This window comes from Saccharospirillum sp., assembly GCF_039982735.1.
In the GTDB taxonomy this organism is placed as follows: Bacteria; Pseudomonadota; Gammaproteobacteria; order Pseudomonadales; family Natronospirillaceae; genus Saccharospirillum.
Genome location: NZ_JBDWXV010000003.1, coordinates 167,425 through 191,581, shown reverse-complemented (window position 1 = coordinate 191,581; position 24,157 = coordinate 167,425). Strand labels below are relative to the sequence as shown.

Annotated in this window: 22 protein-coding genes; 6 read left to right on the top strand and 16 right to left on the bottom strand. The window is 57.3% G+C overall.

Annotation, left to right across the window (positions count from 1 at the left end; genetic code table 11):
* Positions 1-88 precede the first annotated feature (88 nt).
* Positions 89-655, top strand: coding sequence for an elongation factor P-like protein YeiP (yeiP, locus tag ABJT94_RS02240; RefSeq protein WP_348477435.1), 567 nt, complete (start codon positions 89-91; stop codon positions 653-655).
* 52 nt (positions 656-707) lie between these two features.
* Here the strand turns inward: yeiP and ABJT94_RS02235 are convergent, their stop codons facing one another.
* The 6 genes from ABJT94_RS02235 to ABJT94_RS02210 all read right to left on the bottom strand — a co-directional run bounded on the left by ABJT94_RS02235 (position 708) and on the right by ABJT94_RS02210 (position 6,531).
* Positions 708-1,739 carry an AI-2E family transporter gene (locus ABJT94_RS02235; protein WP_127556006.1) on the bottom strand — a complete coding sequence of 344 codons (1,032 nt, stop codon included), beginning with the start codon at positions 1,737-1,739 and terminating at the stop codon, positions 708-710.
* A 206-nt stretch (positions 1,740-1,945) separates the two neighbouring features.
* Positions 1,946-2,419, bottom strand: a complete 474-nt coding sequence (locus tag ABJT94_RS02230; protein ID WP_348477434.1) for a YeeE/YedE family protein — start codon at positions 2,417-2,419, stop codon at positions 1,946-1,948.
* A 2-nt stretch (positions 2,420-2,421) separates the two neighbouring features.
* On the bottom strand, positions 2,422-2,868 hold the full coding sequence (locus tag ABJT94_RS02225) for a YeeE/YedE thiosulfate transporter family protein (RefSeq protein ID WP_348477433.1): 447 nt from the start codon (positions 2,866-2,868) through the stop codon (positions 2,422-2,424).
* 93 nt (positions 2,869-2,961) lie between these two features.
* Complete coding sequence (locus ABJT94_RS02220) at positions 2,962-3,843, bottom strand: MBL fold metallo-hydrolase (protein WP_348477432.1); 882 nt, start codon at positions 3,841-3,843, stop codon at positions 2,962-2,964.
* A gap of 177 nt (positions 3,844-4,020) precedes the next feature.
* Positions 4,021-5,727, bottom strand: coding sequence for a solute carrier family 26 protein (locus ABJT94_RS02215; protein ID WP_348477431.1), 1,707 nt, complete (start codon positions 5,725-5,727; stop codon positions 4,021-4,023).
* Between the two features lie 15 nt (positions 5,728-5,742).
* Positions 5,743-6,531 (bottom strand): hypothetical protein, encoded by a 789-nt coding sequence (locus ABJT94_RS02210; protein ID WP_348477430.1) that lies wholly within the window; start codon positions 6,529-6,531, stop codon positions 5,743-5,745.
* Positions 6,532-6,670: 139 nt separating this feature from the next.
* On the opposite strand from ABJT94_RS02210, the gene ABJT94_RS02205 reads away from it, so the two are divergent.
* Together ABJT94_RS02205 and ABJT94_RS02200 are read left to right on the top strand one after the other, a co-directional pair.
* On the top strand, positions 6,671-7,705 hold the full coding sequence (locus ABJT94_RS02205; RefSeq protein WP_348477627.1) for a DUF3080 family protein: 1,035 nt from the start codon (positions 6,671-6,673) through the stop codon (positions 7,703-7,705).
* 80 nt (positions 7,706-7,785) lie between these two features.
* The gene (locus tag ABJT94_RS02200; RefSeq protein ID WP_348477429.1) at positions 7,786-8,226 is read left to right on the top strand and encodes an acyl-CoA thioesterase; all 441 of its coding nucleotides are present in this window, start codon (positions 7,786-7,788) and stop codon (positions 8,224-8,226) included.
* 14 nt (positions 8,227-8,240) lie between these two features.
* Here ABJT94_RS02200 and ABJT94_RS02195 read toward each other — a convergent pair whose 3' ends face one another.
* The 4 genes from ABJT94_RS02195 to ABJT94_RS02180 form a co-directional block, all read right to left on the bottom strand.
* On the bottom strand, positions 8,241-9,602 hold the full coding sequence (locus ABJT94_RS02195) for a ribonuclease J (RefSeq protein WP_348477427.1): 1,362 nt from the start codon (positions 9,600-9,602) through the stop codon (positions 8,241-8,243).
* Positions 9,603-9,979: 377 nt separating this feature from the next.
* Positions 9,980-10,939, bottom strand: a complete 960-nt coding sequence (locus ABJT94_RS02190) for a sigma-54 dependent transcriptional regulator (protein ID WP_348477425.1) — start codon at positions 10,937-10,939, stop codon at positions 9,980-9,982.
* A complete protein-coding gene (locus ABJT94_RS02185) occupies positions 10,932-12,542 on the bottom strand; it encodes a SulP family inorganic anion transporter (protein WP_348477424.1) in 1,611 nt (536 codons plus the stop codon). The genes ABJT94_RS02190 and ABJT94_RS02185 overlap by 8 nt, the downstream gene beginning before the upstream one ends.
* 3 nt (positions 12,543-12,545) lie before the next feature.
* Entirely contained in the window at positions 12,546-12,878 is a 333-nt protein-coding gene (locus ABJT94_RS02180; RefSeq protein ID WP_348477423.1) for a TIGR01244 family sulfur transferase, read from the bottom strand.
* 356 nt (positions 12,879-13,234) lie between these two features.
* Between ABJT94_RS02180 and ABJT94_RS02175 the strand changes: the two genes are divergently transcribed.
* Complete coding sequence (locus ABJT94_RS02175) at positions 13,235-13,846, top strand: Yip1 family protein (protein ID WP_348477422.1); 612 nt, start codon at positions 13,235-13,237, stop codon at positions 13,844-13,846.
* A gap of 311 nt (positions 13,847-14,157) precedes the next feature.
* On the opposite strand, the gene ABJT94_RS02170 is transcribed toward ABJT94_RS02175, so the two are convergent.
* From ABJT94_RS02170 to ABJT94_RS02160, 3 genes are all read right to left on the bottom strand, one after another.
* Complete coding sequence (locus ABJT94_RS02170; RefSeq protein ID WP_348477421.1) at positions 14,158-15,075, bottom strand: hypothetical protein; 918 nt, start codon at positions 15,073-15,075, stop codon at positions 14,158-14,160.
* A gap of 108 nt (positions 15,076-15,183) precedes the next feature.
* Positions 15,184-16,254, bottom strand: coding sequence for a patatin-like phospholipase family protein (locus ABJT94_RS02165; protein ID WP_348477419.1), 1,071 nt, complete (start codon positions 16,252-16,254; stop codon positions 15,184-15,186).
* Positions 16,255-16,447: 193 nt separating this feature from the next.
* Positions 16,448-17,197, bottom strand: coding sequence for an inositol monophosphatase family protein (locus tag ABJT94_RS02160; protein ID WP_213677262.1), 750 nt, complete (start codon positions 17,195-17,197; stop codon positions 16,448-16,450).
* A 531-nt stretch (positions 17,198-17,728) separates the two neighbouring features.
* On the opposite strand from ABJT94_RS02160, the gene trmJ reads away from it, so the two are divergent.
* Both trmJ and cysE read left to right on the top strand, forming a co-directional pair.
* Positions 17,729-18,505: a tRNA (cytosine(32)/uridine(32)-2'-O)-methyltransferase TrmJ gene (trmJ, locus tag ABJT94_RS02155; RefSeq protein ID WP_348477417.1), complete on the top strand. Its 777-nt coding sequence runs from the start codon at positions 17,729-17,731 to the stop codon at positions 18,503-18,505.
* 1 nt (position 18,506) lies between these two features.
* On the top strand, positions 18,507-19,295 hold the full coding sequence (gene cysE, locus ABJT94_RS02150; protein ID WP_348477416.1) for a serine O-acetyltransferase: 789 nt from the start codon (positions 18,507-18,509) through the stop codon (positions 19,293-19,295).
* 18 nt (positions 19,296-19,313) lie between these two features.
* Here the strand turns inward: cysE and ABJT94_RS02145 are convergent, their stop codons facing one another.
* The 3 genes from ABJT94_RS02145 to ABJT94_RS02135 all read right to left on the bottom strand — a co-directional run bounded on the left by ABJT94_RS02145 (position 19,314) and on the right by ABJT94_RS02135 (position 24,095).
* The gene (locus ABJT94_RS02145; RefSeq protein ID WP_348477414.1) at positions 19,314-20,180 is read right to left on the bottom strand and encodes a hypothetical protein; all 867 of its coding nucleotides are present in this window, start codon (positions 20,178-20,180) and stop codon (positions 19,314-19,316) included.
* A 249-nt stretch (positions 20,181-20,429) separates the two neighbouring features.
* Positions 20,430-21,248, bottom strand: coding sequence for a UDP-2,3-diacylglucosamine diphosphatase (locus ABJT94_RS02140; protein WP_348477413.1), 819 nt, complete (start codon positions 21,246-21,248; stop codon positions 20,430-20,432).
* Positions 21,249-21,539: 291 nt separating this feature from the next.
* Complete coding sequence (locus tag ABJT94_RS02135) at positions 21,540-24,095, bottom strand: ExeM/NucH family extracellular endonuclease (protein ID WP_348477412.1); 2,556 nt, start codon at positions 24,093-24,095, stop codon at positions 21,540-21,542.
* Between the last annotated feature and the right edge of the window lie 62 nt (positions 24,096-24,157).

The window sequence follows — 24,157 nt, the reverse complement described above, 5'->3', positions numbered from 1 at the left end:
TGCCACAGAACCCACTGTCGCCACAACAAACCTGAGTGCTAGAATTGCCGGGTTTTTAGGCCTTTTCCACTTCCCTGTTGAGACCATCATGCCGAAAGCTCCCGAGATTAAACCCGGCCACGTTATTGAATTGGACGGTAACCAGTACAAGATCAGCAAAGTTGATGTGCATAGTCCCAGTGCCCGGGGCGCGGCGACCTTGTATAAGATGACCATGAATGAGCTGGTCAGTAAGCGTAAGCGTGAAGAAGCCTTTAAAGGGGATGACTTTCTGACCCTGGCGGACGCCGCTACCTGCTCCATGCAGTATTTGTTTTCCGAAGGTGACATGCATACTTTTATGGACGTCGAAGACTATGCCCAGCATATGCTGTCGACCGACGACCTGGGTGATCAGTTGGCCTGGTTGCACGATGGCATGGAAGGGCTGACAGGGCTGGTGGTCAATGAAGTGCTGGTTGCCATTGAGTTGCCGCAGTCGCTGATCAAGCAGATTGTTGAAACGGCACCCGGCATCAAGGGGGCGTCCGCTTCTGCGCGCACCAAGCCGGCCTTGCTGGAAGGGGGCATAACCGTTCAGGTGCCCGAATACATTGAGCAGGGTGAGCGGATTAAGGTGAATACCGAATCGAAGAAGTTTATGTCCCGGGCTTGATAGTGAGTTCACAACCGGTGCCGTCCTGGTGCCGGTTGTTGTGATTGTTTGACTACTGGCTCAGTAATATCGCAAGCCATCGGCTTTTCGGGTAAACCTCCAGGCCGATCTTCACCACCACCGTTAACGGAACAGCCAGCAGGGTGCCGACCGGCCCCAGTACCCAGCCCCAGAAAATCAGCGACAAAAACACCACCAGGGTCGACAGATCCAGCGACCGGCCCATCATGCGCGGTTCAAGAAGATTCCCGATGAGGGCGTTAATGACGCCAAAGCCAATCAAACTGATGGCGAACCCACTAAAGCCCTGTTGCACGGTGGCCAGAAAAACCGCGGGAATGGCCGCGATGAGAGAGCCGATGTTGGGGATGAAGTTCATGACAAAGGCCAGGGTACCCCAAAGAATGGGGTAATCGACCTGGAGAAGTTTGAGAAACCCCCAAACCAGCAAACCGGTGATGACGCTGATGAACGATTTGATCACCAGATAGCGTTGTACCATAGACGTGAAGCGACGGGCATATTCGGCAGAACGATCATCGCCCAGCGCCCGGTTCAATTTGGCGTGGGCTCCCTGGGCTTCGTCGAGCATGAAAATCAGGATAAACACCGTCAACACCAGGGCCAGCAGGATACCGCCCAGGCCTGAAAACAGGGCGCTGACAACCCCCAGCAGATTGTCCGAATCCGGCGCGATGCTTTGCAGGCTGGTACGCAGATCACCCGATAGCCAGGGGAGCCGCTCTCGCAGCAGTTGCAGCCAGCCCTCGAGCTTCTCTTCGTATTCCGGCATGCGTGTGAAAAACTCTTCAGTGGACGAGATGACGAGGCTGCTGATGCCGTAGAGCACGATAAATACCAAAAGCACCACCGCCCCTATGGCAAGTGGGGTAGGTACCCGGTAGTGCACCAGCCAGCGCACGGCGGGGGTGGTAAGAACAGCCAGAAACAGCGCAAGCAGGAAGGGTACCAGTATGGGTTGTGCGATGCGCATGCCGGCTATGATGACGATTACGGCAGCAACGGTAATCAGCGCACGGGTGAGGGGTGCATCGAATGGGTTCGGTGAAGCTCTTCGGGTCATAGGGTGTGGGTCTGCCTGTTTCGGTCATCGTCAGTGTAGCTGATCGGGTTCCCTGCGGTTCAAACACAGTGCGGCCAGCTTCTCGCTTTATCAGCGCCAATTCAAGCGGCAATGATCATATACGGGCATTTGGAGTTGAAATATGATGGGTGATGCAAAAAACCCGGCCGAAGCCGGGTTTGAGCGTATCGCCTTAAGCAGAACCCTTAGCCAACGCAGGCCTCGTTCGCCTGATGCTTCTGGTGCTTATAGTCTTCGTATTTGGCCAGGCCAAATTTGGCGCCCAGTGTGCCGACGACGTAGGCGACGAAGATGGTCAGAATGCTGCCATCCACAAAGCTGAGTGAAGTGATCATCGGCCCCGGGCAGTAGCCGGCCAGGCCCCAGCCTGCGCCGAACAGCACGCCACCTATCACGATGCGCCGGTCTACCTGGCTCTTCGCGGGTACCCGGAAGAATTCGGCCAGAATCGGTCTGCCGCGCTTGAGAATCAGCGGCGTCGCGATGGCATTCACCAGTAGGCCGCCACCCATGACAAAGGCCAGGGAGGGATCCCAGGTGCCGAAAATATCCAGGAAGTTTACCACCTTGGCCGGGTCGATCATTTGTGCGACAGACAGGCCAAAACCGAACAGGATGCCGGCAAACAGGGCGGCCGACAGGCTTTTTGCGTTACTCATGATCAGACTCCTCCGGTAAACAGGTGGCGGACGATGTAGACCGTCACAAAGGCGGTAGCCATAAAGGTCACCGTAGCGACCAGTGAGCGCGGGCTGCGACGGGCCAGGCCGCAGATGCCATGACCACTGGTGCAGCCGGTGCCGATGGTGGTACCAACGCCGACCAGCAGGCCAGCGGCGATCAGCCAGGGCGTACCGACCACGGCTTCAATGTGGTCTACACCGACGCCGGCACCCAGCCACTGGTAGATGAAACCACCGATGATCAAGCCGGCGATGAACAGGATGCGCCAGCTGACGTCGCCTTTTTCCGGGTAGACGATGCCGCCGAAAATACCGGATATACCGGCCACGCGGCCTTTAACCAGCAGCAGAAAAGCCGCCGACAGGCCAATCAGGGCGCCGCCGAGTGTTGCTGACAAGGGTGTGAAATTGATGATTTCCATCATAACCTCGAATAAGTGTTAGCTAATGTATGGGTGCCTTAATTAGGGAGCCCGGTGGCCTTTGCAAGGGCTTAGGCCACCGGGTTGCCCACTTTTTCAGACAGCGCGCTGCATTTTCAGGTTGAGCGGTATTTTCAGGTACCGCTGATTGTTGCTTTCCATTTTGGGCAGGTGGCCCGCGTCGATGTTCACCAGAATGCTCTGGTAGATCAGCTTCGGCGCAGCCAGTCCGGAGTCTCTCTGCTCACGGAAAGTGACGAAATCGTCTTCGGTGGTGTCCGCTTTCAACTGGATATTGTTGGCTTTTTCGTCACCGATCGTGCTTTCCCAGGCAACGTCACGGCCACCCGGCTGATAGTCGTGACCGACAAAGACGCGAGTCTCATCCGGCAAGCTATATAGGTTGTCGGTTACACAGCGGTACAGTGTGCGTGCATCACCTGCGGGAAAGTCACAGCGTCCGGTCCCGTAATCGGGCATGAACAGGGCGTCGCCGGTAAATACAGCATCGCCGATCAGGAACGACAAACAGGCGGGTGTATGTCCCGGGGTTGGCAGCGCCTTGATGCGCAGCGTTCCGGCTTCGAGTATGTCGAAGTCGGTAATCAGCGTGTCGAACTGGTTGCCGTCGGTAACGAAGGATTCTTCAAGGTTGTAGACTGACTTGAAGACCGTCTGCACGCCGGTGATGCGCTCGCTGATCGCCACTTTGATACCCGGGTACTCATCGCGGAACAGCTGGCTGGAACTCAGGTGGTCGGCGTGAGCATGGGTTTCAAGCACGTAGTGCAGTTTCAGGTCGTTTTCGGCGACGAAATCTACAACTTGCTGGAACGACTCGTCCGAGACAATGCTGCCAATGGGGTTGTAATCCAGCACCGGGTCAATGACGACGGCATCGCGGCTGTCTTCATCGTAGACCACATAGGTCAGGGTAAACGTGGCTGGGTCGTAGAATGTTTTGATCGCGTGTTTCATGGTTGTTCTCCAATCTGATGAGAGTCGCAAACCGGAGGTCGTATGTCCGGTGTTGCAATCTGTATTGCCAGTACTGTGCCAACTCAAAGCCCCCATGATACGGGCTTTTCAAGTTATATTAGAATAATCTGTATTAATGGGTTGCAACATGCGTTTCAGCATGTTGCAACCACTGACTCACTGGATGGTATAGGCCCGGGCCGCCTGAACCGCGGCATCCGTCGTCAGGAAGAAGTGGTCTTCCCCCAATGTCTGGGCAAAACCACTGCGTTTCATGACATCCATGACGGGTCCTTTAACGTGGGCGAAGAACAGATCCACATTGCGCAGACGGTAATCCCTGAGCAGTTCATGCAGAGCCGTATCGGCCGATGAATCGAGCTGATTGACGGCGCTGGCGTCGAGTACCAGGGCTTTCATCGGGCTGGTCATCCGGGCTTCTTCGCGTTTGACGGTGTCTTTCAGGAAACTGACATTGCCGTAGTAGAACTGGGCGTCGAAGCGCAAGGCGAGCACGCCGGGCGTGGTTTCAGCCTGATCGTGACGTTTCACGTTGCGGTACTGGTCGGTCTCTGGCAGTTTGCCCAGCACGGCATAGTGGGGCCGAGTGGTTTTAATCACGAACCAGACCATGCTCAGACCCACCGACAGGAAGATACCGTACTTGACGCCGAGCACTAGCGTGGCGGTGAAGGTGAAGATCAGCAGGCCCAGATCGTCGCGTTTTACCTTCCAAAGATGTTTTACCTCGTGCACATCGATCAATCCAAACACCGCCACCATGATCACAGACGCCAGGATGGCGTTGGGGATGTAATAGAACAGCGGCGTCAGGAACACCAGGGCAATACCGATCAGAACCGCTGTAATGATGGCCGCAAGGCCGGTGTTGGCACCGGCATTCTTGTTTACCGCGGTGCGGCTGAAACCACCGGTTACCGGCATGGCTTTGAACAGCGAGCCGACAATGTTGGCCAGACCCAGGCCGACAAGCTCTTTATTGGCGTCTATTTCGTAACGTTTTTCCGTGGCGATCTTCTTGGCTACGGCAATGCTTTCCATAAAGCCCACGATCGAGATGGTCAGGGCGATGGGCAGCAGGCTGACGATGCTGGCCCAACTGAGTGTCGGGATTGAAAACTCCGGAAAGCCAGCGGGAACCTGACCGACGATGCTGACGCCGGCCGTTTCATGGAGGTTGAAGCCCCAGACAACAAGGGTGGCGATCACAACGGCGATCATGGCACCCGGCAACAACGAACTGATGCGTTTAAGGCCCAGCAACAAAACGATACCGCCGACACCGATGGCCAGTGCGACCGGGTCCATGGCATTGACCTGGGTAACCGTCAGCCACAGGGTTTCGGCAATGTTCTCGGTGCGTGGCAGAGGCAGACCGACTATATGCTTGAGCTGGCTGAAACCAATGATCAGCGCCGCAGCACTGGTGAAGCCGGAAATGACCGGGTGCGACATGAAGTTGGTGACAAAGCCAAGCCGGAACGCCCCCATCAGGAACTGGATTACACCGACCATCAGCGCCAGCAGAATCGCCATGGCGATGTATTCATCGGAACCGATGGGTGCCATGGCGCCCACCCCGCTTGAAACCAGCAGGGCTACCATGGCGACCGGGCCAACAGCGAGCTGCCGTGACGTGCCAAACAGGGCATACACCAGCAGCGGCATAACCGAGGCGTACAAACCAATGTACGGCGGCAGACCAGCGAGCATGGCATAAGACATGGCCTGGGGAATCAGCATCATGGTCACGGTGATGCCGGCGATCAGGTCGCCACGCAGATCGCCGCGCTGGTAGTTGCGAATCCAGTCCAGCGCCGGGATCCATTGGGACACCCGGCGGGTAAAAGTTGCTTGTGTCATAGTGAGGTTCTCCAGTTACAGTCGAATGTGGTCGACCGGAAGCTCCGGCGCAAGTTTGTTGAGGGTGGTTTCAGCGGCACTGTTGTGAGCACTGATCAGCTCTGGCCACTGGGACTCATCGAGGCCGGGCAAGCCAGCCTGATCGATGGCCCTGAGAAAGCGTTCTGCCAGCGCCTGTTTGAGCGGGCGGTGACAGAAGAACTGATCCTGATCCATCGGTTCGGCCAATAGCAGCGCCGATTCGCTGTCCAGGTTCTTGCTGAATTGTTCTTCAAGCAGCAGCACGCTTTCTTCCTGGTGGCGTCCGGCGAGGACATCGAACATCAGATTGCCGGTGCCCGCGAAGTACAGGCGGAAAAAGGCCTTAATCGCCCGGGTGACCAGGGTAGGTGGTACCTGATAATCCAACTCGTTTTGCATGATCAATTTGATATGACCGCACCCCTGAAACTCGGGAGTGGTGGCCAGTTCGCAGAAAGAACGCTGCTGGCTGACCGTCAGTTGTTTCAGTCGTGTATCGCTTTCCAGCCCCATGCGGGCGAAAATCCGGTCGATGGTATGCTGGTCGCTGTGTAGATAGACAGGGCCTACATCGGTGGCAAAGAGGTGCATGTATTGATCGACGTCCTCCTGTTGCAGACAGCGACCTTGAGTACGCTGCAATCTCGCCAGGACATGCAGGAACAACCCAAAGCTGCCGCCGGCTACGCTGTAGCGAATGCCCTGAGTGCGACCGTCAATGCAGGTGCAGGGAACTTTCTTTAAAATTTCGTCGGTTGGCATCCAGACCAGTCGATGTGCCATGACAGTATCCTCTTGGTGATCGGGAGCGGGAGACTCAAAACCGGGTGCCGGTCCAGTGAGTTCGCTTTGCTTACCCATATCAAGTCTCGTGCCAGTTATTAACCTATTGATATTAAAGGAGATTTTCTGGGTGAGTTGGATGGTCTGTATTAGTGTGTTGCAACCAGTGTTTCGTTTTGCAACGCTATTTGGCATCCTGGCTCTGGTCGGATGCGTGCAACAGGGTGATGACCTGCTCGCTGATTACGTCAAGCGGGTCAGCCGGGTGCTGGATGCGGATATCCCCGTTGTGACACCGGTTAATCTGCCGGCTTATCCACAGACCCGAGCCCTGCGACAGTCGCCTCCGGAGGTGCAGATCGATGTACTCGATGCCTGGTCGCTGCGCGGATGCGAAGTGTTCACCCTGATGGGCGAACGCAACAGCATCTTGGGTCGGGTGGCTGACCCGCTGATACGGCTGGATTACGAGCGCCGGCTGTTAACCCTGCTGCCGGAGTGTCTGAAAACCGAACCCGGTCTGGATGACGATCTGATCACCGAGTTGGAGGGCATTCTGGAACTGAAACGCCAGGTGTTCCCCCAGCACCTGTTTAACGCCACCCTGGCCAACCCTGACTACCAGAGCTACTGGACGGGCGGCAGCGAGGGTTTTGCGGCTGAAGACGAGGTCGATTTCGAAGGCTACCGGGCAGCGCATCAAGCACTGGCCGGTTATGCGGAGCAGCCGCTGACGGTTACCCAGTCGCAATGGCTTCAAAGTATGGAGCGAATAGCAGGCTACTCGATGGGTGGGCGCAGTCTTATCGCTATGCGCTGGGCTATTCAGGCACTGGAGCAAAGCGAGCAGATGCTGAACGCCGCCGCGGAAGACGCCAGATTGTGCCCGATGGGCCCACCACTGCAGGAGCTCGGCTTTGCCCGAAATGTGATGGGTAATGTGTTCGCCCGGGAAGTTCAGCCCTGGCTGGTGAGCGTCGATCAGCGTTTTCTGGCAGGCTACGACGCCTTGACTTCAATGACCAAAACCATCGACGTGGATAACCCTGCCATTGACGACTATGCAACAGCGCTGACGCACTATCATGATCGCTACCGGGCTCAGATTCGCCAGCAGGTCGAGGCCTGGCAGGCCCTGTTTGATGCTTGTGGCGAGCAGGCTACCGACTCCTGAAGACTGACCGCTTCCTTCTGTTATGCCAGCAAGTCGGGCACACTGCGACCTGATTAAAACGACTCAAACAGGAAAGACCCATGGCCATGACCCTGGACGATTTCAAAAACACCTTCCCCGTTCGAATTGAACTGCCTGTGCAATGGGGCGAGATGGATGCCTTCAATCACGTCAACAACGTCACCTATTTTCGCTACTTCGAGAGCGCCCGCATCGCTTATTTTGAAGCCTGCGGCCTGTTCGGTCGCAAGGAAGCCTCAGGTATCGGCCCGATTCTGGCCTCGACCGAATGCAAATATCGCCGACCGGTCAACTACCCGGACCGATTGTTGGTAGGTGCCAGAATTGGGGAGTTGCAGCGATTTGGATTCGTTCAGCACTACGGCATTTTCAGCCAAACCCAGCAGGCGTTGGTCACCGAAGGCCATGGCCGGATCGTGTTGCTGGATTACAACACCAACGCCAAGGTGGAGCCCGATGCTGATTTGCTGGCAAGGATTGCGGAGTTGGAAGGTCAGTGAGATAGAGCCAAACGTCACGAACTTGCCACTGGAATCAACGCATCCCGATCCCACCCGAGCCGCCCGGTTGCAACCGCCTTGCGCCGAATCCCAACGACCGGTTTGATATAAAACAAGTCGCCATTTTGCCCGGTTAACTGACGGGTGACGCCAGCACCTCGCGCCAGTTTGGCATTGGCCGCCATATGGGCGGGTTCGCCGTGAACCGGGATGGCCAGCTCTGGTTTGACCCACTGGTACATCTGCGTGAGCTCATCGGCTGCCGGGTGGCCGGAAGCGTGAATCGGCAAGCCAGCTTCTTCTGCAGTAATGACGATAATGTCACGCGCTTTTAGCGCTCTGATCAGACCGTCGACGAGCACTTCATTGCCCGGAATAATGCGTGCGCTGAATACAACCGTGTCGCCCGCTTCCAGCGTCAAGTCCGGGTGGGTGTCTTTCGCCAGTCGTGACAGCGCGGCCCGGGGTTCGCCCTGGCTGCCGGTGGCGATGGCCATAAAGTGCTCGCGCGGGAAGAAGCCAAGGTCGAAGGGGTCGATGAAGCGGTGCTTGCTGTCCCAGTAACCGGTGGCCCTGGCCGCCGACACCATGTTTTTCAGTGAGCGGCCCAGCAGGGCGACGCGGCGTCCGGTTTGGTCTGCGGCCTGCATCAGTGTAACCAGCCGGGCGACGTTACTGGCAAAACAGCTGACCACGACCCGACCACGCGCGTTTTCAATGATTTTGCGCAACCCGGGAATCAGTTCTGATTCTGAAACCGAGTGACCATCGACCAGCGCATTGGTGGAATCACACACCATGGCCGAAGGGGATTCATCCGCCAGCGCCTGGAAGATCTTAGGCGCGATGGGCGGGCCGATGACTGGCGCCGGGTCGAGTTTCCAGTCCGCAGTGTGAAAAACACTGCCGACGGGCGTGCGGATCATCAGAGCCTGGGGCTCGGGTATCGAATGGGTAATGTTGAGCCATTCGACATTGAACGGGCCTATTTGCCTCCGGTCGCCGGGTTTAACGACCTCGATCGAGATTTGCCCGGCCAGATTGAACTCGACCAGTTTGCGGCGCAGCACTTCGGCGGTGAAAGCCGTGGTATAGACCCGGCCCTTAAAGCGACGCCACAGATAGGGAAGGGCACCTAAATGGTCTTCATGGGCATGAGTGATAACAATACCGGCCAGATGATCGGCGCGTTCGGCGATAAAAGCCGGGTCGGGCATTTGCACATGCGGCTGATGGGCCTGATCGGGGTCGGCAAAAGTGACGCCGCAGTCGACCATGAGCCATTGGTCGTCGTGGCCATACAAATTCAGGTTCATACCGATTTCGCCGCAGCCACCCAGCGGCAGAAACCAGAGATCAGTGTGATCGGGGGACATGCATTCTGCAGTTATTTGAAAATGTAACGGTAGTTTACCGAATACCGGGAGCGACTGTTGGGAAAGGCGGCTCAGGAACGAAAATTCTTCGCAAAAGGGCTCCATTCCTTAAGCGTTGGAGTGAGATGATGCGACGAGCGGTGGGTGCCTGGGATGTCTCTGTGGGGTAGTCTGAGGCATGGACTAAAACGCCGGGAGCGTTTTAGCATGAGCGTAGCGAGCCCGAAGGGTGAATCCCACGGATGGGATTCACATCCCGAAGCCTAGGCCCGAGACGTCGGACCGCCATGGACGGATCCACGCCGACCCCACAGAGGCATCCCAGGTGGCCGTCGCGGGCCAAAGCCTCCAAGCCGACGACAACGCCGAAACCTGGGTTACATTAGCTGCAGGGACTTCATTTTTCGCCAAAGTGTGGCGCGTGAAATGCCCATGGCATCCGCGACGGCCTGCTTGTGGCCTTTGTGCTGTTGCATCAGTGCGAGAATTCGGTCCCGTTCATTTTGTTCGATGCTGATCTCGGATTCATCGGGCGGGGCTTCGCCGCGCAGTTCGGGCGGCAGGTCTTGTAGCTGAATGGTCGGGCCTTCTCCGATGGCATGGGCGTAGGTGATGACATTGATCAGTTCGCGAATGTTGCCGGGCCAGTCGTAGGCCAGCAGCGCATCGTAGGCCGGTGCAGTGATGCTGTCGATGTGACGTTCATTTTCCTGGTTCAGGCTGTGAATGAACTGCCAGCTGAGCATGGCGACATCGCCGACGCGGCTTTTCAGCGGTGGCAGGTATAGCGGCACGACGCGCACCCGGTACATAAGGTCTTCGCGGAAATCGCCTTCAGCGGCCAGCTTGCGCAACGATTTGTGCGTTGCGCTGACCAGACGGATGTCGGTATGCAGAACCTCGCTCGACCCCAGCGGGGTAAAGCATCGGTCTTGCAGTACCCGCAGCAGGCCTGCCTGAATATCCAGCGGCATTTCGGCGATTTCATCCAGGAACAGGGTGCCGCCGTCGGTCAGTTCAAACAGACCTGTGCGGTCATGCGTTGCGCCGGTGAAGGCACCGCGCTTGTGACCAAAAAGTTCAGAAGCCATCAATTCACGCGACAGAGCGGCGCAGTTGATGGCGCTGAAGGCCTGTCCGGCCCGGCGAGACTGGTCGTGAATGTAGCGCGCCACCAGCTCCTTGCCCGAACCGGTTTGACCACGTACCAGTATTGAGGCCTGAGTTCTGGCTACGCGCTCGGCCTGAGCCATGAACTCCAACATGTTGGGGGCGACGGTCAGCAGGCCACCAAAGTTATGCGGGCGCTGGTCGTCGGGCCGGTAGAGGTCAGTCATTGTCGGGTTCCGGTTCGCGGATGCGCTGGGCCATTACCCGGTCGCACCAGGGCAGACGAATGCCCAGAGTGTTGGACAGTTGCACCAGCGCCGGTGTGTGGCCGCAAATCTGAAGCTCGATGCCTTGCGTCTGAGCATGCGCTACGAACTGTTGCAGAGCTTGAAGGGCCGCGACGCGAATGTGATGAGTATGGGTCAGGTCGATGGTCAGCAACGTTGTTTTCGGAGCCAGCATGGCCGTCAACCGCTCCGGGAGCTGACGTGCGGCGGCGAAGTAAAGACTGCCCGAGATCTGAATCAGCGTGTGGGGGCTGTCGAGTTCAATGGTGTCACGCAGCCAGCCTTCTTCGTCCACCGCGTAGCGACGCAGTAGGGGTACGCTGGCCTGAAACAGAAAGATGCCGAGCCCCAGCGCTGCACCAAGCAGAATGGCTTCGTGGAAATTGAGTACCAGGGTGCTGATCAGGGTGACCAGAAATAGCGTTCGGGTCTGGGAGTTGGCTTTGAGAATGGTTCGAATCTGGTTGGGCTTCAGCATCGACAGGGCGGTGGCGACCAGCAGGCCGGCGATAACCGCCTGTGGAATGGCGCGAATCAGATCGGCGCCGAACAGAATGATGGGCAGAATGATCAGGGCAGCGATAAAGGGCGCCCAGCGGGTCACCGCACCACCAATGTCGAGCAATACCGACCGGGTCAGGGATGTGCTGGACGGAAAGGCGCCAGTCACACTGCCGACCAGGTTGGCAATGCCCTGGCTGCCGAGTTCGCGGCGCAGCCAGCGCTGTTCGGCGCGGTTGCGCAGGGTCACAATCAGCTCCAGCGAGCCGATAAAGGAGACCGCAAACCCGGGAATAATCAGTGCCTGCACCATGCTCCAGCTGGGCCAGTGAGTAGCCAGTTGCGGCCAGCCATCGGCAATGACGGTGGTTTGTTCCAGGGTTATCCAGCGTTCGATGAAGGACCAGGGTGCCCAGACGACCAGAGCCGTGCTGATCACCAGGGTCATCAGCGGAATGGGCCACCGAGGCAGGTAGCGCCGGCCGAGCACGACCGACGCCAGCGCAAAGACCGACAGGCCAACTGCGGCCCATTCAATATCAGGCAGTCTAAGACCCGAGAGCCGCACCAGTTCATCCACCACATTGCGAACATCGGAAAAGGGGGTGCCGATGAATTCGTCGAGCTGCATCAGCGCAATGATAACGGCCGCACCGGTGGCGAAACCCACCATAACGGCCTCGGGCACGAAGTCGAAGACGCGCTCCGCCCGCAGCGCGACGATCAGCAGGCGTGAAAGGCCCGCAAGAACTGTCAAGGTAGCCATGGCGGTTAATAACAGTTCGGGCTGGTCGGCCCAGGGGGTCAGGCTAGCGAGAATGATCAGGCCGGTGGTATTGGTCGGGCCGACGGTAACGTGGGCGCTGCGACCAAACAGGGCCGCCACCATACCCGGCAGGGCAGCAGTAACCAGCCCGTACATCGGGGGCAGCCCCGATAACATGGCGTAGGCAAGGCATTGCGGAATACCGACCAGTGCCACCAGTAAGCCGGCGTTGATGTCGCCGGCGCGGGGCATTGAGAAGGCGATGGCTTTCGGCAAGACTCAGTTGGACCCTTGAGTGGCGTTGTACAAAATGCTGCTGCGATTGCCGGTGCGACAATAGGCAAGAATGTTGCTGCCGTCGTCGATCAGGGATTTCAGGGTGCTCACCTGTTCGGGCGAGTAGTTGGGCCCGTTCATTGGCAACTCGACGAATTTGATGCCGGCCGCTTCGCAGGCTCGACGGATGTCGGCCGCCGGAATCTGGTCGGCACTTTCGCCATCGGGCCGGTTGCAAACGATGACACCAATGCCTTGTTCTTTGGCTTCGGCAACGTCGTCAGTCGTAATTTGCGGGCTGACCCGAAAAGTGGGGGATAGCTGGGTTACGTTCATTGAACCTCTCCTGCTTTGATGTCGAATTATGCTGGATGCTACCACCTGCTTAACCACGGTGCGATACCGTCGGCCGGATTGCAGCGTTCAGCGGCTGTATTAGAAAAGTATAATATAATGATATGGATCACAGTTTCCAGAGATTGGTCGTCGTGGTGCACTAATTTTCCATGTCAGGCCTCCCGGCATGCTTGCAGTCTGCGCCAATTCCTCTATGTTATCAGTCAGCATCCGGCCACTTTTACGTAGCCTCTGAACGGTTGCAAGCAGGCCCTGTTCCAGCCTGGTAGAAACCGCTCAGGTGACCGTCAACAACAATAACCCGTACCGGCCGGAACGACCCTTTGGAGAGCATTATGATTCTGGATCACACCCTTGGTATTTTCACTCACCCCGGTAGTGAGTGGTCACTCATTCGTAAACAGCGACGCAGCAAGACGATGGAGTTTCTGACCCACGTCCCGATTCTGGCGCTGATTCCTGCGGTGTGTTTCTACATTGGCGTAGCCGAGGTCGGCTGGAGCCTGGGCGATGGTCCGCTGACAGTGTTGACCCAGCAAAGCGCACTGGTGCTTTGTGTGTTGAGTTATCTGGCGGCGCTGGTCGGTGTCTGGGCATTCGGTGAGTTTATTACCTGGATGACAACGACCTATTCCGATGAGCCGGTTGATCCGCACCATGGAATGGCCCTGGCAGTTTATACCACGGCGCCAATTTTCCTGGCCGGTATCGTCGGTGCATGGCCAGTGCTCTGGCTTAATGCCGTGGTGTTCGCCATCGCAGCCGCCTATGCGGTCTATCTGATCTACGAAGGCCTGCCCATCGTGATGAACATTCCGAAAGAGCGTGCTTTTATGTACGCAACCTCGGTCATCACCGTGGCACTGGTACTGCTGGTGACCCTGCGAGTTGGCACTGTCATCGTCTGGTCAGCCGGCTTCGGCCCCGAATACATGGTATTGGAGTAAGGTGGTTGCTCAGTTGCGCCTGCTTGGGTGCCTTTAGCCCGTGCCGACTGCCGGATTAGCCTATCCGGGGTTGGCGTAGATCCATCCATGGAGCCTAGACCGCAGGATATGAATCCCATCCGTGGGATTCACCCTTCGGGTTCGCTGCGCTCATGCTAAAACGCTCCCGGCATTTTAGTCCATGCTGCGGACTACCCCGGATAGACCAATCCGGCAGCCGCCACTCAGCGCCGGGCGGGTTCAAAAAATAAACGAAAGAAAGCCGACAATGAGTCGGCTTTTTTGTGGCTGGCACTTTCAGAACAGCACTTTTAGAGCAAACTCGACCAGGAAATACTGTCCCGATAACCATTGCTGTCGGTACGAGTCACGCCATAGTCCGAAAACTCCAGATCCACCCAGCCCCGATAAGCCGTTAGCCGAACCTTGCCCGCGTGTGGGCGGGTGTCGTTCTGATACCAGTGCACGCCGCGAGTGGTCGTAAGGCTGGCCGAGTTGGTGCGCCAGCCATCGTCGAGCCAGACACTGGCTCTGGCCTCGATTCGGAAGTCGGTCGAGTTCAGTTCGATGATTTCCGTGCTGATGTTGGTGTAGTTCAGGTCGCTGCGTTCGGCGCGCATGCGCAGCCGGCCGGTCATGCTGCCTTCGAGGGATTCTATGCGGTCTTCATAGTCGTCGTACCAGCCCATTACATCAAAATCGAGCCGACTGTTCAGGGTGACATAACCCTGCCAGTTACGGGTGTCACAGTCCACGGCTTCAGCGGTTACGTCCATGGTGATGAACGTCATGCTGTCGGAGTAGGTTTCGGTCTCACCATAGGCGTCGATGCTGGTGTAGCCGCCAAAGTCGCAGGCTCCGCTGTCAAACAGATAGGTTGACGTGGTTTCAACCGGAATATGACTGCGGCTGGCCATACGGGCCGAGGGGGTTAGAAACGCCTCGGGGTCCGAGATCATCTCGATGCTGGTGGCGCTCAGTGAATAGGGTACCAGCGCGCTGCGAACCAGAAATTCGGTGTCGTAGCGCGCCAGTGTTGGAGTGACTTCCGTGTCGTAACCGGCCTCATGCTCATTTACATCGGTGACGCTTACGTGGCAACCCGTCAGCAGCAGGCCTGTCATTAAGGAAAAGGTGGCCATGGTGGCCAGGCGGCGGCGCTGAGCGAGTGAATGCTGTGTTGGCTCGGTAGTCGGTTCGAACCGTTGATGCAGACTGTTCTGAGTCATGAGTAAGGCTCCTTGTTCAATGGAGCCAGTATCGCAAGGCAGGCTGAACCCGATCTGAACTGAACGGGCTGGAAAGTGTGGTTGTTAATATTGGGTTAAGGTAACCAATCAGCGCGCTATGGCGTTAATAGGCTGGAGCCGTTCTGCCAGTTTGCCAGTGCTGACCAGGTTGTGAAATTCGTCGGCTAACGCCCGGTTCATGTCGACCACGGTATTCCAGTAGCGCAGGCGGGTTTCGTCATCGAGGGTTTCGAAGTCTTTGCGGTCCGGGATTTTGCCGTAAGGCAGCTTGTCGATGAACGCCTGGCTTGGGCAGACGACCAGGGTGTGGCTGTAATGGCTCGCGGTGACTTTGCGCCAGGGCAAGGGTTTGTCGAACCAGCCAGGTTTCAGCACCGGGGAGAAATGCGGGTAGAGCACCAGGCCGTTATCCGGTTTGATTGGCAGGTCGAAATGGTAATCGACCATACCGCCGTCACGGTAAACCCCCGGCGGGGCGCCGGCCGGGTTGGTGACGCCGTGTATGACTACCGGAATCGCGCCGCTGGCTTGCAGCGCCTGGCGCAGGTTGTCGGGTGTCAGCGGCACCTGGTAGGTGGTGAACTGGTCCCAGTCGGTTAGGGGGATTTGGCCGCCGGGGCTGCGAAACACCACCCGGTCGAAGTAGCGCGGCAGCGTGGCCCGGGAGATCATGTTGCTGGCAGCGACGCCGGTGAATACCCAGGCCTGTTTACGCGTGGAGTGCGCCGCCGTGACACCCCGGCAACGGGCGGTGACCAGATGCAAGAGGCGGTTTGGGTGCAAGTCATCAAAGGGGGCATCGCCCATGGTTTCGTCGATGAACTCGTTGACCTTGCCGGTAATTTCGTCGGCATCGGCGTTGTCTGAATAACGCTGGTTCAGGTAGCCGTGTTCGAGCCGGTTTAGCGCTGCCAACGGGTCTTTGTTGGCATAGGCCGTCATGCGCCAGGCGCCGATGGAGCTGCCGATCAGATTCAGGGGGTGATCGATGGCGGGCAACCATTCGCTGGCCAGGTAGCGATCGAGGTGGCTCAGTACAAACCACTTGGGCCCGCCCGATGCGCCCATAATGACGCGGATCGACTGGGGTGACAGCCCTTCGTTGTGAATGGTCCGGTAGGCGTGCTCGCCAGCGAAGAAATTGAGCGCTTGGGTCAAACGGCTGTCCCTGTAGTTGCAGAAATCGTAGTTGCAGAAAACACAGTGCGGAAAACGCGCACTATACCCCGTGATTGGCCCTGCCCCAAGGCGTAGCGGATAAAACGGCAGATCTGGTGTCTGGAACCGGAAAGGAAGTCACAAAATGACGCCTCCAACAGCAGGCTGCTGGAGGCAACAGGGTAAAGGGTACTTAGCCGCGGCTGAACAGTTGCTTGAACAGGCGCGGTGACGCAGCCAGCAGCTCACCTTTGCGGGCGCTTACCGGGCCACCGTTGCGATCACCACTGAGTGCCCCGGCTTCTTGCAGCAGCAGGCTGGCCGCCGGGAAATCGACGTCGTTCAGATCGTCGGCAAAGGCCAGTTGCACTCTGCCTGCCACCAACTGGGCGATGTTCATCAAGCCACAACCGCTGACGCGAATGCCGGCGACGCGCTCTGACCAGCGGCCGATTTCGGCCGGGTCGCTGCTGTCGATCGCGGCCAGGGCCAGGTCCAGTGTGGAGGCGTCTACCCGAACACGGCGTTCGTTCAGCTGCACACCGCGGCCACGCATGCTGGTCCACTCGTCACCGGTGATCGGGTCGAGCAGGGCGGCCGCTTCGATGCGGTCTTTAACAAAGAAAGTGACGACAATCAGAAAGCCCGGGTAACCGGAGCGGTAGTTGGATTCACCGGCCAGCACGTTGATTTTCCAGCACGACTGACCGTCGTAGTCGCGGCTTTCGTCCATGCCGATGTGCAGGCTGTCGATATGGTGGCGCGGGTGGCCTTTTCGGATGGCTTTGCGGGCACGCCAGGCGGCGTCTTCTATGGCCTGGTCAAACACGTCTTTGCGGGTGGCGCCTTCGGCGGTCAGTGAATCGATGTTCGACAAGGTGTAGGTCAATTTGTCGGCTGCGTTGCGCGCGGCGCGCAGGGCAATGGTCAGAATCGGTTGCATGGTCGGTTCACACTCACATCAAAAGGGTTAAACCGTACCGGTACAGGCATGGGCGCCAGCCTTTCCATCGGGTGTGTGACAGCACAGCCAGACAGAACGGACCGGACGAGCCTGGTCAGGTACGTCGGTTTTATCCGCAAAAACGGGTTTGTTAAACAGCGGTTCGGGCGCTTTCCCGAATTAGTGCGCTGTAACAGACTAAATGCTCACACCAGAGCTTCCCAAAAGGTTCACCACAAGGCGCCGCTTGCCGGGAAGGGTGGTTCCCTTTCCAAGAGCGACAACGCCGGGGTGGGCCTTTTGGGAAGCTCCCTTCGGGCGAGTCGTCAGGCAGCCATCTGACTGCGTTGCATCGGCTTGAAATAGGCTCACTATTCCTGCGCCAATGCGCCTTGCATCTGGCCGCCTGACGACTCGCTGGTGAGGGCATTTAGTCTGTTACAGTGCACAAGGGCGCGTATAATACACACCTTTGATGCACTCTTTAAGACGTGGTGTGCAGTTTTTGAACGATAAGAGGTGAAATAAAGCATGTCGCAGTCACAGGACGCCGCTGGCGAAACGGGTATCCGGCTGGATGATATTAAAGTGGTGTTGGTGCACACCAGCCACCCCGGCAATATTGGTGCCGCCGCCCGGGCCATGAAAACCATGGGCCTGACCCGGCTGGTGCTGGTGTCTCCCAAGGATTATCCGTCCGGTGAAGCCTTTGCCTTGTCTTCCGGTGCCCACGATGTGCTCGACCGGGCTGAGGTCGTCGAGGATATCGACACCGCCATAGCCGATTGCACGTTGGTGGTGGGCGCTTCAGCTCGTTTGCGCTCCTTGCCCTGGCCGCTGCTCAATCCGCGTGAAATGGCCGATAAAGTGGCCGCCCACCCGGCCGGGTCAACAGTGGCCTTGCTGTTTGGGCGTGAACGCAGTGGCCTGACCAATGATGAGCTGGCCAAATGCCACTATCATGTGAACATTCCGTCAAATCCGGACTACAGTTCGCTTAATGTGGCTCAGGCAGTTCAGGTACTCTGCTATGAATTGCGCATGCGTCAGGAACTGGCTGTGCCCCAGACCCGAACCGACTGGGGCGTCGAATGGGACCAGCCACCAGCGCGGGCCGAGCAGCTTGAAGGGTTGTTCGAGCACTGGGAGAAGACCCTGGTTGAGATCGACTTTCTCGACCCCACTAACCCCCGAACTCTGATCAGTAAATTACGCCGCCTGATTCTGCGCGCGCAGCCCGATGAAGTTGAAGCCAACATTTTACGTGGCATGCTGACGCAGGTAGACAAGTCGATAAGGAAACCCTGATATGTTCCGCAATCTGAAAGAAGACATCCAGAGCGTCTTTGACCGCGACCCTGCGGCGCGAAGCTGGTTTGAGGTGCTCCTGAACTATCCGGGTTTGCATGCCATTCTGATCCATCGCTTCAGTCACAAGCTGTGGCAATGGAATCTGAAAACACTGGCTCGCTGGGTCTCTCAACTGGCTCGCTGGTTCACCGGTATCGAGATTCACCCGGGCGCCAAGCTTGGCCGACGGTTCTTCATAGACCATGGCATGGGCGTGGTGATCGGGGAGACCGCTGAAATTGGCGATGACGTCACCATTTACCAGGGCGTTACTCTGGGCGGCACCAGCTGGGAAAAAGGCAAGCGCCACCCAACGCTGGAAGACGGCGTGATTGTTGGTGCCGGCGCTAAGGTGCTGGGCCCCTTTACCGTCGGCAAGAATGCGCGGGTAGGGTCCAATGCGGTTGTTACCAAGGCTGTGCCAGAGAACGCTACCGTGGTCGGTATTCCCGGGCGCATCGTTAAACAGCAGGGTGAAAAAGTGCTGCCGTTCAGTGACAAACAGAAGGCCATGGCCGATAAAGTCGGTTTCGATGCCTACGGGGTGTCACAAATGCCAGACCCGACCGCCCATGCCATTATGGCCCTGCTTGAACACATTCACGCTCAGGATCAGCGCATCGATGTGATGTGCAAGGCACTTAAGCGAATCGACTCCACCTACACCAGCACGGAATCGCCCGAACTGAGTGAGGAAGATTTCGCCCCCATCGAAGACTCCGACCGGTCAGCCAACGCTGGCGGCTAACGGCCGGTCGTTTAGTCGTCAGGCGTTGGCGGTTCTTGGCCGGAAGGTGCTTTTGGGACGAGTCGGGATTAACTGGTTCAGCTCCCGAACGGCGTAAAAGGTATCCCGCGAGTGGCAAACCTGATCGTACAGGGTTCGACCGAACAGGTGGTGGCGCCGCGGGAAGCGCAACTGAGGTGGAACAAGCGCAAAACGCCGGCTTTGGCCCAGCGGCTGGGCAATAATGATGTCCAGAAAAGGCGCCAGGAAAGCAAGATAGCTATCAATGTCAGTGCCCTCGAGCGCGGAAATCAGTTCGAGTTCATGGGTGCGGGACAGCAAGGCATCTTTAATATCGAGGGCACTGCAGTAACGACCTTTGTTCAGAATAATGGCATCGTACTGGGCGTCGACCCAGACCCAGGTGTTTTCCTCACTTAAAAAAACCTCAAGCCCAGTGTAACAGCCCCCAAGCGGCCGCCAGTGGCTGTCGCGTGTGTGCAGCTCAACCAGGCGAGCAGGAATACCGACTGCCTGAAGGGCGTGGCCAAGCACGGTGACGAAGTCGCTGCGACCAAACTGTTCCCCCTGGCTGACCCGGGCAAGAATATCGAGTGGGTTGTGTGAGCCCGACCGACTGCCGTTTTGGGGTTCCCAGCGATTGAGTGTCCAGCGCTGCAAGGCATCGAGCCGTTCGCTGTCGAGGCGGGCATGTTTGATGATGGTTTCCAGTTCGTAACGCTGTGCCAGAACGGCCATCAGTTGCGTGCGCTTTGGATCGGGCAGAGGCATTTCCGACCCCGGGCTGTAGCGAAAGGGGCGCGAACGCGGATAGTGGTTTAAAGACCAGTAGCAAACGCCAAAAACCATGAGAAACAGACTGAGTATTACGAGCAGTGCCAGCATAGAACCTCCCGGGAATCCGTTCCGGCCGTGAATCCGAAGACTGCTGGTTGGCCTTGGTTGAAGAACCCGGTCTGCAGCGGTGAAGTTGCCTGCTGTGCACCGGGTTTCAATGGCTCCTTTACATCGGCGAATGGAGTACCCCTATACTTTGGCCCTTAATGGCAGACAGTACAATGCGGTACCGCGCCGTTTGTGATTCAATTGACACTGCAAGCGTAATTATTTCGTAGAGAAACGTAAGTAAAGGTTTCAATGAGCCTGGCTGTGTAATGCAGTCGCCTGCTTGGGTGACATGGCCGGGTGCAATCGCATGCCGGGCTGGGTGGCCGCGTGCGGCACCTGAAGCAACTCCAGACTGCCATCCTGATGTTCCAGCAGTGCCGTGCAGCTCTCAATCCAGTCGCCATCATTGGCATACACAAAGCCCTCGCTAATGCGCAGTGTGCCCTGATGAATGTGACCGCAGATCACCCCCTGAACGCCCTGGCTACGCGCATAATCAATCACCTTGGTTTCAAAGCTCTCGATGTAGGCCCGGGCTTTCTTGCTGCGCACCTTCAGTGCACCCGGCAACGACCAGTAAGGTCTGCCAAAGAGCGCGCGAACCCGGTTCAGATGACGGTTGAGCGTAACAATGGATTCATAGGCCCACTCACCCAAGTGCCACCAGAAGTGCCCGCAATAGATATCCTCATCGAACCGGTCACCATGCAGTAATAGATACCGTTCACCGGTAGCGGCGGTATGAATGGCCTCATGCTCTACGCTGATCGGACCCAACGTCGTGTCGGCGAAATGACGAAAGAAAGGATCATGGTTGCCCGGCACATAAACGACTTTGGTGCCGTTATGAGCCTTGGCCAGAATCAACTTTAAAATGGCTTCGTGCTCGCGGGACCAGCGGCCTTTGCGTGTGCTCAGTTTCCACAGGTCGACAATGTCGCCCAGCAGATAAAGCGTTTCCATTTCGGTCGTACGCAGAAACTCTTCGAGCAGCGTTACCTGGCTATTGGGATTGGCCAGATGAATATCGGAAATAAACACAGCACGTACGGATCGGTTCGTCATAACGGCAGGCTCCGGTCATAGCAGACAGTGTCAGACTATTGCCGGGAAATGACAGTTGAACGACAGAATGGTGATGATTTGATGAACAGGGATTATTAACTCAACCAAGCGGTGCTCAGTAACGAGCGTGGGGTCTTTTTCGGAGGAGGCACCAAGCTAAGTGTCGGGTACCGGGTGTACCTATCCGGGGAAGTCCGCAGCAAGGATGCTGCGGTCTAGGCTCCATGGATGGATTTACGCCGACCCCGGATAGGTATACCCGGTAGCCGGCGCGGATCTATGGCAACAACCTCAACGCGGCAGCGTCTGAGTCAGACTGCTGGTGGCGCCATCGTTATCGGTGACGGTGAGGGTAACCTCACGCACCTTGTTACGCTTGAGCAGGTACTTCGGAATTACATTCCAGTCACCTGAGAAGGTGAATGAACCTGCCTGCCATTCATGGTCGACGACATAGCCGTCATCGTCGTTACTGTCGCTGATAAAGATGTACCAGAACAGGAACTTGAACACACTGAACGAGGCATTCGGTGGTGTGTTCAGACTGAAGTCAACGATGACCGGATCATGGTCGGAAGACCGGTAAGGCGTTGGCGCATACAACAGTTCGACGTGATTGTCGCTCTTGAACTCGGTGTTGTAATCCAGCACCAGCGGTTCATCGGTATTGATGTGCCAGTCCTGAACCTTGATCACCTTGGCCTGCAAGCTGGCAGAGGCCAGTGCATGGTCCAGGTTGCCGGATTCGCCATCGAAGACGTAAGAGTATTCACCTTCGCCCTTCAGATTGGCATAGCCGGCATCGGCCAGAACTTGAAGAGGGTCTTCCATCGAATAAGCGTTCAGGTCACCTATGATCATCACGTCAGCATCATCAACACCAGTCGGGTAGGTGCTCAGCCATTCAGCCATGGCAGTAGCCGCATCGGTACGCACGCCATTGCAGTTGCCCTGCAGATTGGGATCTTCAGGATCACCAACGTCGTCACAGGAAGAGCCCTTGGACTTCAGGTGATTGACGACAACGGTGAAGCGATCACCGCTGCCCAGATGCTCAAAGCTCTGCGTCAGCGCCGGGCGGTTTTTCTCATCGTTGAACAGCGGTTCGCCCTCGTCATTCAATGGCGAGTTGTCGCTCGACAATACCTGGGCACTGTTGACCGGTGCCACCACATCGGGGCGGTAGATCAGACCCACCGCAATCGAATCGGTGCCCACACCCGCACCACCGGTTGAGATGTAATCGTAAATTTTTTCTGCCGGTTGAGTCACGTTCAGCGCATCGACCAGTTGGGCAATGGCACTGTTTTCATCAAAGCCATCGTTCTCGATTTCCATCAGACCGATCACATCGGCGTCCAGAGCCGACAACGCAGCAACCAGCTTGGCTTCCTGGCGTTCCAGTTCCAGCGGTGTATCGGCACCTCGGTCGGTCGGGAAACCACCGCCGAGGCCATCACCGTTGTAGTAGTTCAGCACGTTGAAACTGGCCACTCGCATGTCGCGATCCAGAGTGTCTTCCGGTGCGGCGGTGCGCGGGTTGGTGCCCTGCAGTTGCAAATCACTCGTTGGAATCAGCTTGTAAGCGCCGAACGAGTAGTTCAGAACGCCACTTAGGTTGGTGATGGTTTCGCCAATGCGCAGGGTGTTGTAGGCCGACAGCTCAGGCGCCGGAAACCGCATTGGATCCGGGTTTTGCGTGCGAATGCCGTCTTCAACAACCAGCTTGTTCAGGTCGTTGGCAGCGTTCACGGCGAAGGCATCGGGGCCCGGTGCCGCAACTTCGGTCGGAATGTAACGACGACCCTCGCTGACGGTGAATTCGCCATAGCGGCCCAGCTGATACACCTCATTGACTGTCAAGGTCTGATTACTGGCGACGCTCATACCTTCAAAGGCTTCGAGATCGTCGGCATTATCCAGCGGGAGGGAGACCAGCGCCGGTGTCGGCAACATCTGGTTGCTGGCACAGATGCTGATGCCGTCTACATCATTGATCTGAGTCAGGCCAAAGTACTCGTCCACCGAACCGTTGACGACAACGCGGTCGCCGACCGCAACGTCGGTACCGGAGTAGAAGACAAATAGGCCTTCAGAGGTGCTTGCATCACCATCCTGATCGGCATCTTCTTCTTGCAGGAAGAAACCGCTGAGCTGGTTTCCAGCCTGGTAATCGCCAACCACAATGGCTTCAACCGACACACTCTGGCCAAGCAGGGAAGATTCGTCACCGCTGCCCTGTACGGCCGAGATCAATGTCATCGGGTCGCCGCATTGCGCCAATACCGGATCATCCGGGTCATCGTCATCACCTGTTCCACCGTTACCCAGATAAGCAAAGGTATTACTCGGATAGGAATCCCACTGGGCGCTCGGGTCGAAGGTGGCCGTAAAGTCAGGATCACCCTCGGTAATGTCAGACTTGCGCACCAGGGTGACATTGGCACCGAAGGTATCGCCATTACCCAGTTGGCCAATGCGGTCGACGACGGTGTCGACTTCGCGCAACAGGACTACATCGTTACCGTTGAAGTTGGCAACACCTGAGGTTATGTCGGTGACGTTCAGAATGTCCTGTGCAGCCTGACTATTGGCGATGACATAGACATCGCCAGCCGCCAGGGTGCCGCTCAGGGTCAGGGAGGTATTCAGGCTAGTATTGCCATTGGAGTACAGTTCGACCGCGTATTGACTGAGGTCGAGCGTGGCGTCGCCGGTATTTTGCAATTCAATGGCTTTATTGAAGGAGGAGCCTTCAATGTATTCGGAGAAAATCAGATCGGCCTGGGCACCGCCGGCGGAGGCCGCGGCAATCATCAGGGCCAGGGTGGTTCGTCTGGCGTTCATGGTATCCCTCTCATTGACTTCGGGGCTCACTGACATCCGTGTGGGTTGCCGACCACAGAGTC

Bases quoted from the DNA above. Each gene is read 5' to 3' on its own strand.
- yeiP (WP_348477435.1), top strand. From the start codon at position 89: ATGCCGAAAGCTCCCGAGATTAAACCCGGCCACGTTATTGAATTGGAC.
- ABJT94_RS02235 (WP_127556006.1), bottom strand. From the start codon at position 1,739: ATGACCCGAAGAGCTTCACCGAACCCATTCGATGCACCCCTCACCCGT.
- ABJT94_RS02230 (WP_348477434.1), bottom strand. From the start codon at position 2,419: ATGAGTAACGCAAAAAGCCTGTCGGCCGCCCTGTTTGCCGGCATCCTG.
- ABJT94_RS02225 (WP_348477433.1), bottom strand. From the start codon at position 2,868: ATGATGGAAATCATCAATTTCACACCCTTGTCAGCAACACTCGGCGGC.
- ABJT94_RS02220 (WP_348477432.1), bottom strand. From the start codon at position 3,843: ATGAAACACGCGATCAAAACATTCTACGACCCAGCCACGTTTACCCTG.
- ABJT94_RS02215 (WP_348477431.1), bottom strand. From the start codon at position 5,727: ATGACACAAGCAACTTTTACCCGCCGGGTGTCCCAATGGATCCCGGCG.
- ABJT94_RS02210 (WP_348477430.1), bottom strand. From the start codon at position 6,531: ATGGCACATCGACTGGTCTGGATGCCAACCGACGAAATTTTAAAGAAA.
- ABJT94_RS02205 (WP_348477627.1), top strand. From the start codon at position 6,671: ATGGTCTGTATTAGTGTGTTGCAACCAGTGTTTCGTTTTGCAACGCTA.
- ABJT94_RS02200 (WP_348477429.1), top strand. From the start codon at position 7,786: ATGGCCATGACCCTGGACGATTTCAAAAACACCTTCCCCGTTCGAATT.
- ABJT94_RS02195 (WP_348477427.1), bottom strand. From the start codon at position 9,602: ATGTCCCCCGATCACACTGATCTCTGGTTTCTGCCGCTGGGTGGCTGC.
- ABJT94_RS02190 (WP_348477425.1), bottom strand. From the start codon at position 10,939: ATGACTGACCTCTACCGGCCCGACGACCAGCGCCCGCATAACTTTGGT.
- ABJT94_RS02180 (WP_348477423.1), bottom strand. From the start codon at position 12,878: ATGAACGTAACCCAGCTATCCCCCACTTTTCGGGTCAGCCCGCAAATT.
- ABJT94_RS02175 (WP_348477422.1), top strand. From the start codon at position 13,235: ATGATTCTGGATCACACCCTTGGTATTTTCACTCACCCCGGTAGTGAG.
- ABJT94_RS02170 (WP_348477421.1), bottom strand. From the start codon at position 15,075: ATGACTCAGAACAGTCTGCATCAACGGTTCGAACCGACTACCGAGCCA.
- ABJT94_RS02160 (WP_213677262.1), bottom strand. From the start codon at position 17,197: ATGCAACCGATTCTGACCATTGCCCTGCGCGCCGCGCGCAACGCAGCC.
- trmJ (WP_348477417.1), top strand. From the start codon at position 17,729: ATGTCGCAGTCACAGGACGCCGCTGGCGAAACGGGTATCCGGCTGGAT.
- cysE (WP_348477416.1), top strand. From the start codon at position 18,507: ATGTTCCGCAATCTGAAAGAAGACATCCAGAGCGTCTTTGACCGCGAC.
- ABJT94_RS02145 (WP_348477414.1), bottom strand. From the start codon at position 20,180: ATGCTGGCACTGCTCGTAATACTCAGTCTGTTTCTCATGGTTTTTGGC.
- ABJT94_RS02140 (WP_348477413.1), bottom strand. From the start codon at position 21,248: ATGACGAACCGATCCGTACGTGCTGTGTTTATTTCCGATATTCATCTG.
- ABJT94_RS02135 (WP_348477412.1), bottom strand. From the start codon at position 24,095: ATGAACGCCAGACGAACCACCCTGGCCCTGATGATTGCCGCGGCCTCC.